Annotated in this window: 11 protein-coding genes and 1 pseudogene; 7 read left to right on the plus strand and 5 right to left on the minus strand. The window is 37.6% G+C overall.

Annotated features, from left to right (window positions below; translation table 11 throughout):
- The first annotated feature begins 25 nt into the window (after positions 1 to 25).
- The 4 genes and pseudogenes from H6G77_RS28125 (at position 26) to H6G77_RS28140 (ending at position 2,779) form a co-directional block, all read left to right on the plus strand.
- Positions 26 to 980, plus strand: a protein-coding gene (locus H6G77_RS28125; protein ID WP_199331674.1) for an IS630 family transposase whose coding sequence is annotated in 2 segments (ribosomal slippage) — positions 26 to 369 and positions 368 to 980 — 957 coding nt in all. Because the reading frame shifts where the segments join, the coding sequence is not laid out codon by codon here.
- Between the two features lie 107 nt (positions 981 to 1,087).
- Entirely contained in the window at positions 1,088 to 1,684 is a 597-nt protein-coding gene (locus tag H6G77_RS28130; RefSeq protein WP_190873305.1) for an NACHT C-terminal helical domain 2-containing protein, read from the plus strand.
- Positions 1,685 to 1,862: 178 nt separating this feature from the next.
- A pseudogene (locus tag H6G77_RS28135) lies at positions 1,863 to 1,979 on the plus strand (transposase); the annotation flags it as partial.
- A 197-nt stretch (positions 1,980 to 2,176) separates the two neighbouring features.
- Entirely contained in the window at positions 2,177 to 2,779 is a 603-nt protein-coding gene (locus H6G77_RS28140) for a hypothetical protein (RefSeq protein WP_190873346.1), read from the plus strand.
- 22 nt (positions 2,780 to 2,801) lie between these two features.
- Here H6G77_RS28140 and H6G77_RS28145 read toward each other — a convergent pair whose 3' ends face one another.
- From H6G77_RS28145 to H6G77_RS28160, 4 genes are all read right to left on the minus strand, one after another.
- Positions 2,802 to 6,524, minus strand: coding sequence for a CHAT domain-containing tetratricopeptide repeat protein (locus H6G77_RS28145; protein ID WP_190873306.1), 3,723 nt, complete (start codon positions 6,522 to 6,524; stop codon positions 2,802 to 2,804).
- Positions 6,525 to 6,551: 27 nt separating this feature from the next.
- Positions 6,552 to 8,216 carry a tetratricopeptide repeat protein gene (locus H6G77_RS28150; RefSeq protein WP_190873307.1) on the minus strand — a complete coding sequence of 555 codons (1,665 nt, stop codon included), beginning with the start codon at positions 8,214 to 8,216 and terminating at the stop codon, positions 6,552 to 6,554.
- A 120-nt stretch (positions 8,217 to 8,336) separates the two neighbouring features.
- Positions 8,337 to 9,764 (minus strand): CHAT domain-containing protein, encoded by a 1,428-nt coding sequence (locus H6G77_RS28155; RefSeq protein WP_190873308.1) that lies wholly within the window; start codon positions 9,762 to 9,764, stop codon positions 8,337 to 8,339.
- Between the two features lie 88 nt (positions 9,765 to 9,852).
- On the minus strand, positions 9,853 to 11,919 hold the full coding sequence (locus tag H6G77_RS28160; protein WP_190873309.1) for a pentapeptide repeat-containing protein: 2,067 nt from the start codon (positions 11,917 to 11,919) through the stop codon (positions 9,853 to 9,855).
- An 820-nt stretch (positions 11,920 to 12,739) separates the two neighbouring features.
- On the opposite strand from H6G77_RS28160, the gene H6G77_RS28165 reads away from it, so the two are divergent.
- On the plus strand, positions 12,740 to 14,662 hold the full coding sequence (locus tag H6G77_RS28165; protein ID WP_190873310.1) for a tetratricopeptide repeat protein: 1,923 nt from the start codon (positions 12,740 to 12,742) through the stop codon (positions 14,660 to 14,662).
- Positions 14,663 to 14,894: 232 nt separating this feature from the next.
- Positions 14,895 to 15,131 carry a hypothetical protein gene (locus tag H6G77_RS28170; protein ID WP_190595165.1) on the plus strand — a complete coding sequence of 79 codons (237 nt, stop codon included), beginning with the start codon at positions 14,895 to 14,897 and terminating at the stop codon, positions 15,129 to 15,131.
- An 89-nt stretch (positions 15,132 to 15,220) separates the two neighbouring features.
- On the opposite strand, the gene H6G77_RS28175 is transcribed toward H6G77_RS28170, so the two are convergent.
- The gene (locus H6G77_RS28175; protein WP_190595164.1) at positions 15,221 to 16,072 is read right to left on the minus strand and encodes an Rpn family recombination-promoting nuclease/putative transposase; all 852 of its coding nucleotides are present in this window, start codon (positions 16,070 to 16,072) and stop codon (positions 15,221 to 15,223) included.
- Between H6G77_RS28175 and H6G77_RS28180 the strand changes: the two genes are divergently transcribed.
- Positions 16,061 to 16,231, plus strand: a complete 171-nt coding sequence (locus tag H6G77_RS28180) for a hypothetical protein (RefSeq protein WP_190873311.1) — start codon at positions 16,061 to 16,063, stop codon at positions 16,229 to 16,231. The genes H6G77_RS28175 and H6G77_RS28180 overlap by 12 nt on opposite strands.
- Positions 16,232 to 16,258 lie beyond the last annotated feature (27 nt).

Genomic DNA, 16,258 nt, shown 5'->3' on the forward strand with positions numbered 1-16,258 from the left:
TCAGTGTATCTACTCAAGGGTAAAAATGAAACCATATTCCCTCGACTTTCGCCAAAAAATAGTTGATACATATAAGGCAGGTGGAATATCACAACGTCAATTAGCTTGCGAATTTTGTGTCAGTTTAGGTTTTATTGAGAAATTACTAAAGCAATATAGAGAAACAGCAAGTATCGCTCCTAAAGTTAGGATAAAACAAACTCCTCCAAAGCTCAACGAAGAACAAATTAAGATTCTGGAAGAAATAGTTGAAGCTAAGAATGATTTGACTTTATCAGAAATCCGTTCAGAACTCAAAGAAAAAACAGGAATAACAATTGGTATATCTACGGTAGATAGGATGTTAAAGAGGGTAGAAATAAGCCTAAAAAAAAACATTGCACGCCTCCGAAAAAGAGACTGAAAGAGTTCAATTATTAAGAGTACAGTTCTGGCTTCAACTTCAGGGGATACCGACGGAAAACCTGATATTTCTTGACGAAGCAGGAGCTAATTTATCTTTAATAAGACACTCTGCTCGTTCTAAAAAAGGTAAAAGAGCGCATGGCTCACGACCGCAAAAACGCTCTAAAAATGTCTCCATAATTGGTGCAATTGGTCTCAAGGGTGTGATTAGCCAATATAGCATTTTAGGTGCAACTGATGGTCTGACATTTGAGGCTTATATTTCTCAAAAATTAGTTCCGAAACTTGAGGAAGGTGATTATGTAATCATGGATAATTGCTCAATTCATAAAGGTAAAAAGATTGAGGAACTAATTGAGGCTGCCGGAGCTAAATTGATTTATTTACCACCCTATTCTCCTGATTTTTCCCCAATTGAAAATTGTTGGTCAAAGATGAAAAACATACTACGTTCTATCGGTGCTAGGAGTTATCCAGATTTAGCAAAGGCGATTGAAACTGCTTTTAGCCAAGTCTCCTTAAATGATATTTATAATTGGTTTACTCATTGTTGCTACTGTACTTCACCAGACTGAGAAACGCTATATCTAACTATTTAGTAAAAGTCTTATTCCTGGATCAACAAAGTAATAATTTCACTCAAAAAGAAGATACACAGCTAAAGAATGAGCAATTCAATATTGTGGTGCAAGAGACTAGATTTTCCAATTCTTCACAAGAAATGGACATTAAAAATGACATCCCAATACCCGCACATCAATATCTTAAAAAAGAATTGGAGTTAGATTTTATTTTTGAAGAAATTATTAATTTTAATTATAGTATTGCTGTTGATTATCTTGCTATGGGTTTTGAAGAGGATATGGACTTTGCAATGGGCTATGCAAAGCAGTTTTTGATACTTCTAAATTCAGCAATTAACTGGGCTGAAGACTTAGATTTAAGAAATAAATTGGAAGTTATTAAAGGAAAGATTATAACAAATAATTCGAGAAAAACATCTGAGGAGCAAATTTTAGATTTATTTTGGTCAAACAGTAGTATTAGTTCTTGCTTAGAAGAACTGAAGGACATAATGAGAGAATATCGTAACACAAAACACAAGTGGGAGTTTAGTTTTTTGCAACTAGAATGTATTAAACATTATTATTATGCAAGTAAATTATTAATTAAATGTTTAAAAAATGTAAGAAAAATAAGTAATAAAACCAGACAAGAGATTTATACCAGTATTTTATTACCTATAGCTAAAGTGGAAAATTACAAAGATAAAAAATAAGTTATCTTTGCTTAGGCTACTAATTAATAAAATTGAAAAATGCAAATGCAAAATAATAAAATAAATTTAAAGCTTGATAATTAAACAGATAAATTATAATTTTCTTGTAACTAAATTTATATTGATAATTTGCTGTTTTGCTCAATCTTACTTACTGGTAATAACAACTTTTCTTCAATCTGAGGTTGGTTTAGATCCTAGCCGATTCCCAACTGTTAAACAGTTTACTTCTTGGCTTGGTCTTTGCCCTTGCAATCGCATCACTGGTGGTAAAGTTAAAAGTTCTCGAACTCGTTTGGTGGGCAAGATCGGACATGGCAGTATAAATTAAACTTCGATGTACTGGATAAGCTGTTAGAACATGGCAGGTGCAAAACTGAACATTCGACGTTCAATGCAGAACAATACCACAGATCCCATCCAGAAGTTTCAAAGCCACAACAACACTCTGCTGTTGAGCTTGAAAAAAGTGAAGAACTGAAAACCGAGATTTTGGACTATGACCAGGAAGGGGTTTGTCAAAGCCCAGAACCAGAGTTACCCGAAATTACTCACTTTGTTGAAGAGATAGAACAGGTTGACTCGACTACCGAGACAGATACTCATGAGGATCGTTCTTCCGCCGCCCCTGCCGTGTCAAATTTTCAAAGCATAGACTTGATTGATGATGAGGATGATTATTCTGCCTCAGAGCCTATGGAAAAATTGCTCCAGCCCAGCAACCAAGAGGTTCAGGAAGTATTGCAGCAGTTACGAGACATTCCCTGTACTCCACAGTTTCGGCTCAATGCAGAGATTCAACGCACGGTTAGGCGGTGTTGGGAAAATGTACCGGGGGCGATCGCTTACTTGAAGGAGGCGATACGAACTTGGAAGGGTATCAAATCGCCGGAAGCTGTGTTTGTGGCTGCTTGTAAGGAGGGACGTAAACCGGAGGCGCAACAGGCCAAGTCTGCTGTGAAAGTTTGGTTTGAGTGGGCTAGGCGGCAAAGGATTGTGATTGCGATGTCGGGTGAGATTGTGTACACGCCGGATGGAGAGGCGGTTGCTGTTGCGGAAATGATGCGGCGGTGTCCGGTACAGGGGGAGATTTAGCAGAGTACTTTAGCACCTATTTTCAATACTTTGTAAATTCATTAAGAGGTGCTGGATTACCCAAACAAATAAATGCTGCCCAATACCTTGGATGTTCATAAGGACGTTCATCATCATATTTTTGGTTTAACATCATTAAATGGTTAGCAACAGCTTTACTATGTGTTCTTGCCCATTCTATGGTTTCTTCTGTCAACCAATAAGAGCGCATTTGACCAATAGATATATTTCGTACATCATACTTTGCTTTTTTCAATGCTTCAGCTTTACCAAGTCGTGCTTGTAGTAGGTAATGATAAAAGCGTTCCATTAAAATTGCTGTAGCGATATCAGGAACTTTCCAAAGACTCATTACTACTGTTTTCGCACCTGCTTGAATAAACGAACGGCGCAGTCCAATGACGGTTTCTCCAGTAATAATGGCTCCCAAAGCAGTTTCACAGGCAGAAGTAACAACTAATTCTGTTCCAGCTAAATTTAGCAATTGTACATCTAAAGCAGTTAATAAACCATCTTCGGCTTCTTCTGGCAGTGCATTTCCATTGAGCATGGTATTGGCTCCAGCGAAAGCTAATCCTGAACGGAGAAGGGGATTTTGGCTAGTACCTAATTGCAAGCGTTCTGATGCGGAAAGATTTAATAACAAGAAATTTTGTCTAATCTTTTCCTCTTGCTTCGGTTTTATATCTTCGAGAAAATAGCCATGAGTAGCAATATGAAGAATGTAAGGAGAGCTTTTAGGGTTCAGGATCAAGGATTTTAAGGCTTTAGCTTGCATAAATGCCTTGACTCCAAGCAGTTTGGCAATTTTCTCTCCTTCAATAGCGGTTCCGGGGAGAGATAAAAAGATTTGTCCTCCTCTTGAATTGGAAACTTCCTGATAATCAATTGACCTTTCCTCTAATGTTTCTCCTGCAATAAGAAAAGTGGTATTGTTGTTTTTAGCTACTAGATCGTAATCAGGATTAGCGATTACAAGAGGTTTAGTAACTTCAGCAGAAACTTGAGATTTAAATCGTAAAATATCTCGTCCCACAGTCAGAAAGTTGAAGTTATATTCATCTATTAAATATTCTTCTTCATTAATAGTCAGGGCTTCAAAAGGTAAGCAGTTGAGTTCTCCATCAGGACAGATGAATAAGTTTTTACTTAGATAAGGTTTAAGTTTATCAAAAACAAGAGAAAGCAATTCAAAAAATGGCTCAATTTCATCTGCTTCAGCTATTTCGCCTAAATCTAATCCTCGTCCTATTTCTACAGACTCTCGAAATTTTCTCACTAAGCGGTCTATCGGTTCGGCTTCTCCTAAGTCAATCATTTTCAGATGTTCTGCTTCTCTAGCAGGTAAGATAAAAGCGAGGTAGCGAGGGGGAAACCATTGAGATTCGTTATTAGTAGGAATTGATTTGAAATTAAAAACATTAAAGCGTACAAACTCCACTAAGGTTGTACTTTCAGGTAATTCTAAAGCGACAGTACGGTAATCTGCGTTTTGCAGTTCTTTTTGTAGATTAAGTTCTGGGAGATTAAGCTCTCGCTCTAATGTTTCTGCTTGTTGTATGAGGGAGTCTATTTCGCTTTGATAGTAGATAGATTGTTCAGGAGTAGGAATATCAAAATAGCGTTTAGCCAGTTTTTGCCTAACTTGTCGCCATTGTTTAAGTTTTGGGGCAAGGTGCGAATATTGTTCTGACAAGATAGCAATCTTTTGTAGAATAGTGGTTTCTGTGGCGATTGCTTTGCGCTTTAGTACTAAATTATAAGCGGATTGCACGGCTGATGGGATGTTGGTAAAGTATTGGAAAACAAGGGAGAGAAAATACTCTAATTTAAAATAGTTTTGTTGCAAATAAGTAAGGCGTTGATTATCTGTAGTAATGTTAAATATTTGGGAAAGAGTTTTTAAGTCGATGTCTGCTGACTCCTGCATCAGTATTAAAGATTCTTCTAAGCGTTCAGTGGCAGCATATAAAAATGCCAAATTTTCCAGATACTTAGCATATTCAGGATGTTTATTACCAATAACTCTAGCGGCAATCTCTAGAGCTTGAATATATAAAATTTCAGCATCATTATACCTAAGCATAAAAAAGTATGACTGAGCTAGATTATTCAGAGAAACTGCATAGATATGATGAGCATTTCCCCAAATATTAGCTTTAAGTTTTAAAGCTTCTCGATACAAAGGTTCGGCTTCAACATCTCTTCCCATTTCATGGTATAACAAAGCTAAATTGTCCAAAGAAATAGCGTAATTAGGATGATTATTCCCTTGATGTTTAGCTATAACTTCTAAAGCCTTTTGATATAGAGGTTCAGCTTCAGAATATTGTCTTATTGAACAATATGACTGAGCTAAATTATTCAAAGAAGTAGCATAAAGAGAATGGTTAGTTCCGTAAACTTTAGCTGTAATCTCCAAAGCATGAAGATATAATGGATGAGCTTCACTATATCTCCCTATTGCCCGATATAACCAAGCTAAATTACTTAAACAGCCAGCATAACTAAAATTATCACATCCTAAAGATTGAGCTATAATACTTAGACTTTTATGATAAACAGATTCAGCTTCTGTATATTTTCCTACTGAATGATACAACTGAGCTAAATTATTTAAGAAACCAGCATAGTCATTGTAATTATATTCTTGATATTTAGCAATTTCTTCTAAAGCTTGCAAGTACAAATTTTCAGCTTCAGCATATCTTTCCATCGCATAATATGACTGGGCTAAATTATTTAGTATGTAAGGATAATCATCGTAAGTAATTTCTTCATTTTTAGCAATAATATCTAAAGCTTGAATGTACGAAGATTCAGCTTCAGTATACTTACCCACTGTGTAATATAATTCACCTAAATTTTTTAGTGAAATAATATAAATAAGCTCATCAAAATTGTCATCTTTTATAAATGCTTGGTAAATTTCTAAAGCTTCTTGATAAAGAGCTTCAGCTTCAGTATACTTTTCCATTAAAAAGTATAGATTAGCTAGAACTGCGAGATAATTAGCATAGAGAGGTGTTTTACTTCCTGAAACTCTAGCAATAATGTTTAGTATTTCTTGAAATAAGGATTCAGCCTCAGCATACCGTCTTGTTGATTTATAAAATGTAGCTAAATAAGTGAGAGAAATAACGTAGCTTGAATGGTTAGTACCATAAACTTTTACTGTAATATTTATAGCTTCTTGATACAGCAACTCAGCTTCATAATAACGTTTCTGCAACTCATATAAACTTGCTAAATTTTTTAGGCAAGTAATATAATCAGGGAAATCTGGATCTAGAACCTTTTGAGTAATTGTTCTAGCTTCTTGATACAGCAATTCAGCTTTATCATACTGTTTCGTCAACCAATAAGTTTCAGCTAAATCATATATACAATGAGCATAATGAAAATGATTAGTACCTAAAGTTTTTGTAATAATTTTTCTGGCTTCGTTATATAAAGATTCAGCTTCCACATATCGCCCCATAGTTCGATATAAAAAGGCTAACCAGATAACTGAATTTAAACCGTGTGGTAGACAGTGAATTAGTGAATATTTTCTAGCTAAAAAATAAGATTTTTGGTAATAAGGAAGGGCTTTTTCATATTTTTTATGTTCAATAAATTCAGCAGCTTGACTATGTAATCTGGATATTTGCCTAAGAATAAAAACCGCGCATACATATTGTTTGATAATACGTAAACAATAAGAGAGCATGGAGGAGAAAGCAGACGATAAGAGTTTAAACATTTGTATATAGGTGAAATAGACAATAGCTTAAACTTGAGATAAATTAGGTTCAAGATGAATTGCTAGGTTATGATCTGCAATCGCCTTTTGAATTTCCCCTAACTGAGAATAAACATTCCCTCGATTGAAGTAAGCCTGAGCTAAATTAGGATTAAGGCGAATCGCTTGATCAAAATCTTCAATTGCTTCTTTGAGATTTCCTAAGCCGAAATAACTTTTTCCTCTATTATGGTAAGCATTAGCATGATTAGGATTAAGACGTAATGCTTGGTTAAAATCTTTGATTGCCTCATGCAGATTGTTTGACTGAAGATAGGTAGTCCCTCTACTATAGTAAGCCCGATCATAATTAGGATCGATACGAATAGATCGGGTAAAATCTTCAATTGCTTCTTGAAGCTTCCCTAACTCAAGATAGACAGTTCCTCGGTCGTGGTAAGCATTTACATAATCAGGATTGAGATTAATAGCTTGGTTATAATTTCCTATTGCTCTTTGAGACAGTTTTAAATCAGCATAAACAGTTGCTCTATTGTAGTAAGCCTCAGCATCATTAGGATTGTGACTAATAACTTGGGTATAATATTCAGCTAACTGGATAGCCCTTCGCATAAAATCAGCATTGACATCATTAGGATTAAGACGCAAAACTTGATCAAAATCTGCGCTTGCCTCTTGAAGATTTCCAAAATAAGTATAAGCCTGTCCTCGATTGTAATAAGCATCAATACAATTGGGATCGAGAATTAAGATTCGGTTATAATCTTCTAATGCTTTTGTGGAGTTTCCTAATCTACGATAGACAATTGCTCTGTTAATGTATACTGCAACAACAGTGGGAGCAAGAAGAATAGCTTGATTATAATCTATAAGTGCTTCTTGGAGATTTCCTAAATTACGTTGGACATTCCCTCGATTATAATAAAAGTCAGCATAATTAGGATTAAGAAGTAGGGCTTGGTTAAAGTCTTTTATTGCTTCCTGAAATTTTCTTAGTTCAGCATAAGTAATTCCTCGCATACCGTAAGCTTGAGGATCATTAGGTGTAAGACGAATGGTATAGGTAAAATCTTCTAATGCTTGTTGGAAGTTTCCTAAGCGAAAATAAATATACCCTCGATTATAGTAGGCATAAGCATAATTAGAATCAAAATGAATAGCTTGGTTATAATTTGTGAGTGCATCTTGAAGATTACCTAAATTCAAATAAGCTAGTCCTCGGTTGTAGTAAGCATCAGCCGCATGAGGTTTGATATTAACATATTGGTTGAAATCTTTGAGGGCTTCTTCAGGCTTTCCTAAAAGAAGATAGATATTGCCTCGATTATTGTAAGCACTAACATAATTAGGATTAAGAGCAATGGCTTGATTATAATTCTGAAGAGATTCTTGAAACTGGCATGACTGGCGATATTCAACCCCTCTATTGTAATATTTTAGAGCCTTAGCATCTTTGCTCAATTTCTTAAAGATAAAAAATACTATTATGAAAGCTCCAATTCCCATCAAAATACACAACTCATAGTTTTTATCTTCTATTTTTTTTAGATGAGTATTATCGTTCTCTAACTTGCTATTACTAATGACAATTGAGTAAGGATAAAAATTGATCTTACTGGAATCTACATTACTATTTTTAACTAATGAAACTGTTCTGTAAATTGCTTTATGTTGAATAATAATTTTATTCATATTTTCTTCGTCTTTAATTTATTAATGTACAAAAATAAAATAATTTTTAAAACAGCAATTTATTAGTAATTTGTTTTTAAATTTCTACTTATCTTTTAAAAAATAAAATAATTGAAAAAATTATTTTGTGACTTTAAATTTTTTATAGAAAATTTGATTATTACTCAAATACTCTAATTTAATAAATATCTCTTCAAGACGTTTTTGATTTAGCTCAACATCCCTGGCTGGACATTCCTTATTAATCCAGGATAAATCAATTGGTTTCTCTGTGAAGATAGCAAGGAAATATTCTTCTCCTTCTGTTGTAAATTTGAAAGATTTAGCTCGTCCCAATTTTGTATCATCAAGTGGTAAATAAAGATTTTCAGATAAAAATGTGTAAGGCACTTCTGCAAAAGCTTTTGAAGGACAAATGAGATACTTGTTTCCTTCCACACTTTCATTAATTAACAATAAGTTTTTACCTATATATGGAAAATTGATGTGTAAGCGGTAGCGATTTTCTAGCTTAATACAATGATTATCATCATCAGGAATTTCATCTATAGCTAATCCTCTTATTATTTTTCCGCTTTCAACATCTACCATTTTTAATTCCTCCAAAGCATAAACAGCTGTATTTTTAGCTAACTTCCAAGAATCAAAAGGTGAAATTATTGGTTTAAAACTTGCTTGCTGATCATCGCTAAATGGTGAGTTATTCTGTGATTTCTGCTTTAAAACAGGTATTTGTCCCTGCGAGATGTCTTCCATCTGAACAGCAACTAACCCTTCGTCAAAAGCTCTTTGGAATATATCTTGAGTTTCTGAATTTTCGTAACCCAAACCATCATAAAATCCTTGAGCAAATACAATTGCAGCTTTGTCACCAATGGGCTGGTTCATACCAATTGCATAATTAATATGTTGGCTAATTGTATGGGCTGGTTTAGCTGAGTAGCAGGCATTGAGTAAGACACAGTTGACATAATCGGCGTGTAATTTAAACAGTGATGCCAACCCTTCTGCCGAAACTGGTTTGTTGTTCCCGCCATCATCTTCTAATAACAAGCTGCCATCTTCTAAACCATGTCCGCAGAAATGAACAATACAAGGACGTTCTTCTGCGATTGCTCTGCGAATATCTTGAGGACGTACCGCAGTTCTAATCCGAATCTCAAACAAATTTCGTCTTATAGCTCGTCGTATGGCTTCTTCAATTTCCCTGATTTCTCGATCCAACCGCAGACCGTGAGGGATTGCTGCCAGAATCAAGATTTTCTGCTGCTGGGTACTCTGATTAACTGATGTTATCGTCTGCTGTCCAACATCAATATTGTAATTTTCGTTCTTTGGTACAGCAGGGTTGCCTACTGGGGTTGTTTGCTGACCCAAAAAAATATTCCAGGTATTGCCTAGCAAGTTATTGTTACCCTGATTTTGGATATTACTTTCACCTATAGTCCCCTGCTGTCCACCACCGAATGTTGAATTCTTAGCCTGCTGTGTTATCTCTGAGTCAAGTGAAGATGCTGGGTTATCGTCAGGGGACTTTGGCTGATTCATAGTAAATATTTGATAGTAATAAAATATTTTTCATACCAAACCAAACTACGGTTATTTTAAATTGGTCTAGTGCTGCCTAATTAATAATTTATGGATTGTTTTTGCTCCAATCATCTAAAGCAGCAATGACAAAGCTGGCGGCGGGATGACTCAGAACTTGTTCCAGTGCCGCCGTACCACCAGCCCTCAACGCACTGATTGTTTTGTGCATTAAGGTTGAGTTATTTTCAATGCGTTGCGTGGCTTCTGCTGCCAGTGCCATTTTTCCTGTCATTGTGTTGGTAGGATAAGACTGGCTCAATTGCTCTAGTAATTGCTTAATTTCAGCTGCGGCTTCTGCAAGGTTCTGTTTTTGTTCTGGTGCATAATTATATTGCTTACCTATCTGTTGGCTACTAGATTGAGCCGTATCAACAACATTACCTACATCAGCATTAGTGAAGTCATATTTAGATTTATAATTTTCGTTATTATTCATCGACATCTGATGCTCACTTCCTATTGCAGCTTGTTGTCCTTGACCAAATTGGCTGTTATTTGCACTTTGATTAATTCCCCCTTGATTTGGATTCATTGTACCTACCTCTTGTATTTGTGTACTGGAATAAAAACTAGGACGCTCCAAGGCAGTCATCACCATATTTTCTAATCTGCGGATTTGATTTTCTTTTTCTGCCAGTAATAATTTAATTTCTCTGTCTGGTAAATTTTTAAGTTGATTATAGTTGACGAAATACTCTGCACTCAGTTCGGATTTATCAGCCGCGATCGCACTTTTGGCACGGAGTAAAAACTTGTCCTGCCCGCGTTTCTCCATTGCGACTATCTCAAGTTCAGCGTCAGGGTGATTTTCAGCTAACTGCTTGAACGAAATTGCGATCGCTCTGGGGTCAACACCTTGGCTGTGGTACAAGTCGAGAGTATCGAAGATTGGCTTGATAAAATCCCCAAACTCTCCGTCTGCAAACACTTCCTGGCGATTGTCTGGTTTGCGGTGAGGGTCTGGGTTGTCAGGTGTGGGCAAGCGCATATAAACGTACTCACAGCACACTCCGTCGAACTTGGTGCTAGTAGTAATGTTCCAATCTTCGATGTATGCTCCCGTGAGAGTTGCGCCAGTGAAGTCCGTGCCGTCCAGTTGGGTTTGTACTAGCTTGGCTCTGGTCAAGTCTGCGTCTTGTAGGTTGGTGTGGCTTAAGTCTGCACCTATGAAGCTGGCATCTGTTAGGTTTGCACCTTGTAAGTTAACTCCCCGTAGGTTTTGATGATCAAAATTTTGAGATTGTCCTTGTTTACTAGTAACCAGTTTTAGTACTGGTGGCTGTTCCAGATAAGTGTTGTCAAAACGAGCAATATTCAATTTTTTGACATTAAACCAGCAAGTACGAGTTATGTTAGCTTTTAACAGATTGATACTCTCAAGCGTTGCCGCAGTAAAATTCGCATCTGTTAAGTCACTGCCTTGAAAACGAGTTCCATCACTGATGCCAAATAAAATTGCAAAAGTCCGAATAAAGGCATACTTTTGCTCTTGTGCTAAAGCTTGTCGGCTGATGAAAACTGATAATGCTATCTCTGCTATAGTTACAATCACAATCACAAATAATGATTCTGGTTGTGTCTTTCCAGAGACTACAGTGATATACAAAGTGGCAATTATTGATGATGCTAATGTTAGATTTACAGCCTGTTTACCTACAGCAAAAGCTATAGTTAATGCTACAGTTAAAACTAAAATTGCTACTATGCTAGTGGACAAAGATATCATGCCACTAAAAGTTGCTGATAAAGCTATGGCGACTGTGGCAACAAACAAGCCTTGACGAAGAAAAAAATAAGTAAATAAAAATCCTAATATTATTACAACAAAGCCTCTGGTTAGGTCTTTGTTAGTAGTGAACAATGATATAGTCTCAATAGTAAAGTAGGGTAAAAATAAACCTGCTACTGCCGCAAATAACAATGCAGTAACTAACAAAGCAATTAATCCACCCCATGCCAGCCCAGCAGTAGCATGACTAAAGTTTGCACTTCTTAAATTAACTCCGCTAAAATCTACTCCTCGAATATCTGCACCACTAAAATTCGCCCCCTCAAGATTTTGAGCTTTGAACGAGCGCCCACGAAGATTTTGACCGGAAAAGTCTTGTGGCATGGTTAGGCTGGTAAAAGCGTGAATTTACACTAGATACAACTTACGTATGCGCTTTTACGGACTGTAGCATGAAATTCCCTGGCAAGTAAAGCAACAGTGTCAAAGCAGCGTTAATCACACTAACCATCTTCGTCGTTGCTACCGCCTACCGCGAATGGCAAGCAAAAACACAAGGATGGTGTGTCCGTTTTGCGCCTGATGGTAGTCAGAAGGTTTTATATGGAGGCGATTGCTGGAAGAAACCTTAGTGCTAACGTGATCGTACTTCAGGTAGTGGCATATTTCAGCAACCGTTCCCACTCCCAACGCCACGCAGTCTCTACCGTAATTTCTTTGCCGTTGGTGAACTTGATAAATTCTGTGCCTTCATCATAAAAAACATCCGCAACAAGGCGATTGCGGACATTGTACCCCCACGTTTTGGCAGCAGCATTCCACCACCTCTGCCCAGGTGATTCTAGTATGGGTAACTCTTCGCTTTCTTATAGTTTAATGGTTGATAGAGATGCCCTGCTTGTACACCCCAGTTCAGGCTCAATGCAGAGATTCAACGCACAGTGAAGCGAAGTTGGGAGAATGTGCCAGGTGCGATCGCGTAAAACAATAAGTTCTTAAAGTTACTTTAAGGTTTTCCATATATTTTTTAACCCATTGTCATTGTGACCGTCTGCGATCACTGCTATTACTCCAGTAGCCCTTTTGGGAAAACTTTTTGGTTTACTGATCGTGGGTTGAGGCAATAAAATTTTAATCTCACACTAATTTTTGCGATGTATCAGGGTATTAAAATAAACCTCAACCCCGCCTACGACTCACACAGATGTATCCCAAACACCGCAAATATGCCCTCATTGCCCTACTGGGTGTGATTCTCAGCGTTAACTTAAATTTACCCGAACTAGATTTTCTCCTCAACCTTAATTCAGTTGCCGTAGCAACAACCCCAGACCCACGTAAAGCTCAAGCAGATAAACTGTTTAACCAAGGTAATCAGCAGTATCAAATCAGTCAATTTGAAGCAGCATTACAGTCTTGGCAACAAGCATTAATTATTTATCAAGAAATTAAAGACCGTAAGAGTGAGGTTGCAGCACTAGGAAGTCTCGGTGTTACTTATAATTCTTTAGGAAAATACCCAAAAGCCATTGAATACCAGCAGCAGAGTTTAGTCATCGCGCGGGAAATCAAAGACCGTAAGGCTGAGGGTAATGCACTAGGAAATCTTGGTCTTACTTACTATTATCTAGGAGATTACCCAAAAGCAATTGAATACCAACAGCAGAGTTTAGTGATCGCGCGGGAAATTAAAGACCGCTTGGCTGAGGGTAATGCACTATGGAGTCTCGGTGTTACTTATGATTCTTTAGGAAAATACCCAAAAGCAATTGAATACCAACGGCAGAGTTTAGCTATTGCCCGTGAAATCAAAGACCGTAAGGGTGAGGTTGCAGCACTAGGGAGTCTCGGTGTTACTTATGATTCTTTAGGAGACTACCCAAAAGCAATTGAATACCAGCAGCAGAGTTTAGTCATCGCGCGGGAAATTAAAGACCGCTTGGGTGAGGGTAAAGCACTAGGAAATCTCGGTAATACTTACAATGCTCTAGGAGACTACCCAAAATCAATTGGGTATACACAACAAGTGTTAGCAATCGCGCAAGAAATAAAAGATCGTTTGAATGAGGGTAAAGCACTAGGAAATCTTGGTAATACTTACTATTATCTAGGAGATTACTCCAAAGCCATTGAATACCAACAGCAGAGTTTAGTCATCGCGCGAGAAATCAAAGATCGTAAGGGTGAGGGACAGTCACTAATCAATCTCGGTAATGCTTACTATTCTTTAGGAGACTACCCAAAAGCAATTGAATACCAACAGCAGAGTTTAGTGATCGCGCGAGAAATCAAAGATCGTTTGAATGAAGGTAATGCACTAGGAAATCTCAGTATTGTTTACCAGTCTTTGGGAGACTACCCAAAAGCAATTGAATACCAACAGCAGAGTTTAGTCATCGCGCGGGAAATTAAAGACCGCTTGGCTGAGGGTAATGCACTAGGAAATCTTGGTCTTACTTACTATTATCTAGGAGATTACCCAAAAGCAATTGAATACCAGCAGCAGAGATTAGTGATCGCGCGGGAAATCAAAAATCGTAATGGTGAGGGTAAAGCATTAGGAAATCTTGGTCTTACTTACTATTATCTAGGAGATTACCCAAAAGCAATTGAATACCAGCAGCAGAGTTTAGCGATCGCGCGGGAAATTAAAGACCGCTTGGGTGAGGGTAATGCACTAGGAAATCTTGGTCTTACTTACTATTTTTTAGGAGACTACGCAAAAGCAGTTGAATACCAGCAGCAGAGATTAGTGATCGCGCGGGAAATCAAAGACCGTATTGGTGAGGGTAATGCACTAGGAAATCTCGGTACTGCTTATCAGTCTTTGGGAGACTACCCAAAAGCAATTGAGTATTTACAACAGGTGTTAGCGATTACGCGGGAAATTAAAGACCGCTTGGGTGAGGGTAATGCACTAGGAAATCTCGGTACTGCTTATCAGTCTTTGGGAGACTACCCAAAAGCCATAGAATACCAGCAGCAGAGTTTAGCGATCGCGCGGGAAATCAAAGACCGTATTGGTGAGAGTAAAGCCCTAAGAAATCTCGGTAATGCTTACGAGTTTTTGGGAGACTACCCAAAAGCAATGGAATATCAGCAGCAGAGTTCTGATTTGTCCCGTTAAGTCTGTTTTTTGACAGTGACTTTTTATTTGTCGCTGTGCCAAATTAAATAGGTTGAAGTAAATAATTATCGTTGGAATAACCCTCATTTGTCACTCTAAGCAGAGGAATATAAAAAGTGGGGAAGTAAGACCATAAACAATGGATTGAAGTTTAGCAAATCCTAATCATAGTTGAGCGATAGGAAAAACTGTCAGCCAAGGCTGGATTAAGTTAAATGGTGTAGTTCTTTTAATGTCGGCGATCGCTTATTTGATTCTGAGTCGTACCTTAATTTCTCATCATGGTCGAGACTCAATGCTGTCCAAGGCGGTTGGGCGAGATTTTAAGGGCAAAATATCGGTGTTGATTTATGGGGTGGCAATTCCCCTTACTTTTGTAAAACCGTGGTTTGGTGGTGCATTGTATGTTCTGGTTGCAATTATGTGCCTCATCCCTGACCGTCGGATTGAAAGGACGCTTAAACCTTAGTGATCAGCAGGTCAGTGTGAACTCTTGAGCAGCAAACGCACCGTGGGTTTAGAACAAAGTTGGACGTTAGAATAATCAGTACAATCTAATCAATTCTCTTGTTGCATTCGTGCTTGTAATTGCTGCACTTGCTCTACCGTTAACCCTGTTACTCGTATGATCACGTCGGTTGCTATACCTTCACGTAGTAAATTCAATGCAATATCTTCTTTTGCCTTTTGAGCGCCTTCTTCTTGCCAACTAGTAACAATTTCCATAACTTCCTCCTGCTCATCTAACCCCATTGTACTGATTGCTGCTTGAAAGACCTGTTTTTCAGTCTCGTCCAATCGCAAATAAGTATCCACAAACCCAGAAATTAATTGCATTCGGGCTGGGTCTAGTTTTAAGGTTGCCAGCAATCGCAAACATTCTGCTTTTACCTGCGGACGCTCTTGTTTGGGAATATTCATTTTCGACATCAATGCTGCGGCTACTGGATTTGGTTGAGTTAGAAAATCCCGCCAGCTTAAACGATTGAGTTGAATAGCAGCAAATTGAAACTCCAGAACGTTTAAATCAGGAAAGGTAACGCGATAGTTTTGTGGTTCAGGGCGTAATGGTTCATCAAAAGAAAAAATCACCACGGGATAAATAGGTAGGTCATATTTTTCGTGCAGTCGAGCAAAATACTTAAACATCCGTTTGGCAAATTCTTTCTTGGTGTAAGACTGATTTTCGACATGGATTAAAAAACAGGTTTCTTGTCCTTGGTAACGCACTTGAGCAAGTAAATCAATTTCCTTTCTTTCCCCAGAAGTGACATCAGTCAAAACTTCTTGGGGTAAAAACTGAATTGAATCACTGTCTATCTGGCTGGCGACTTGCGGCAGAAATAAATCTAAGAACTCAACAAAAAAGGTAGAAAGTAATTCTTTAAACAAGCGGTCATGGTCAATCATGCCGACATTTACTGCGCTTTATACAACGCCAAGGGTGAAGTCATCGAAGACATGGGGGATGAAGTCTGGGTGGCTTGGTATCACTGGAAAGACAAGCCCAAGAAGACTGACCGTTACTTTAAGGATGAGTTGCGATTCTGGAAGGACAACAACCAGTAAATAGAACTCGCATAATTTACCTCTTTA

It is taken from the genome of Aulosira sp. FACHB-615, from assembly GCF_014698045.1.
Classification (GTDB): domain Bacteria; phylum Cyanobacteriota; class Cyanobacteriia; order Cyanobacteriales; family Nostocaceae; genus Nostoc_B.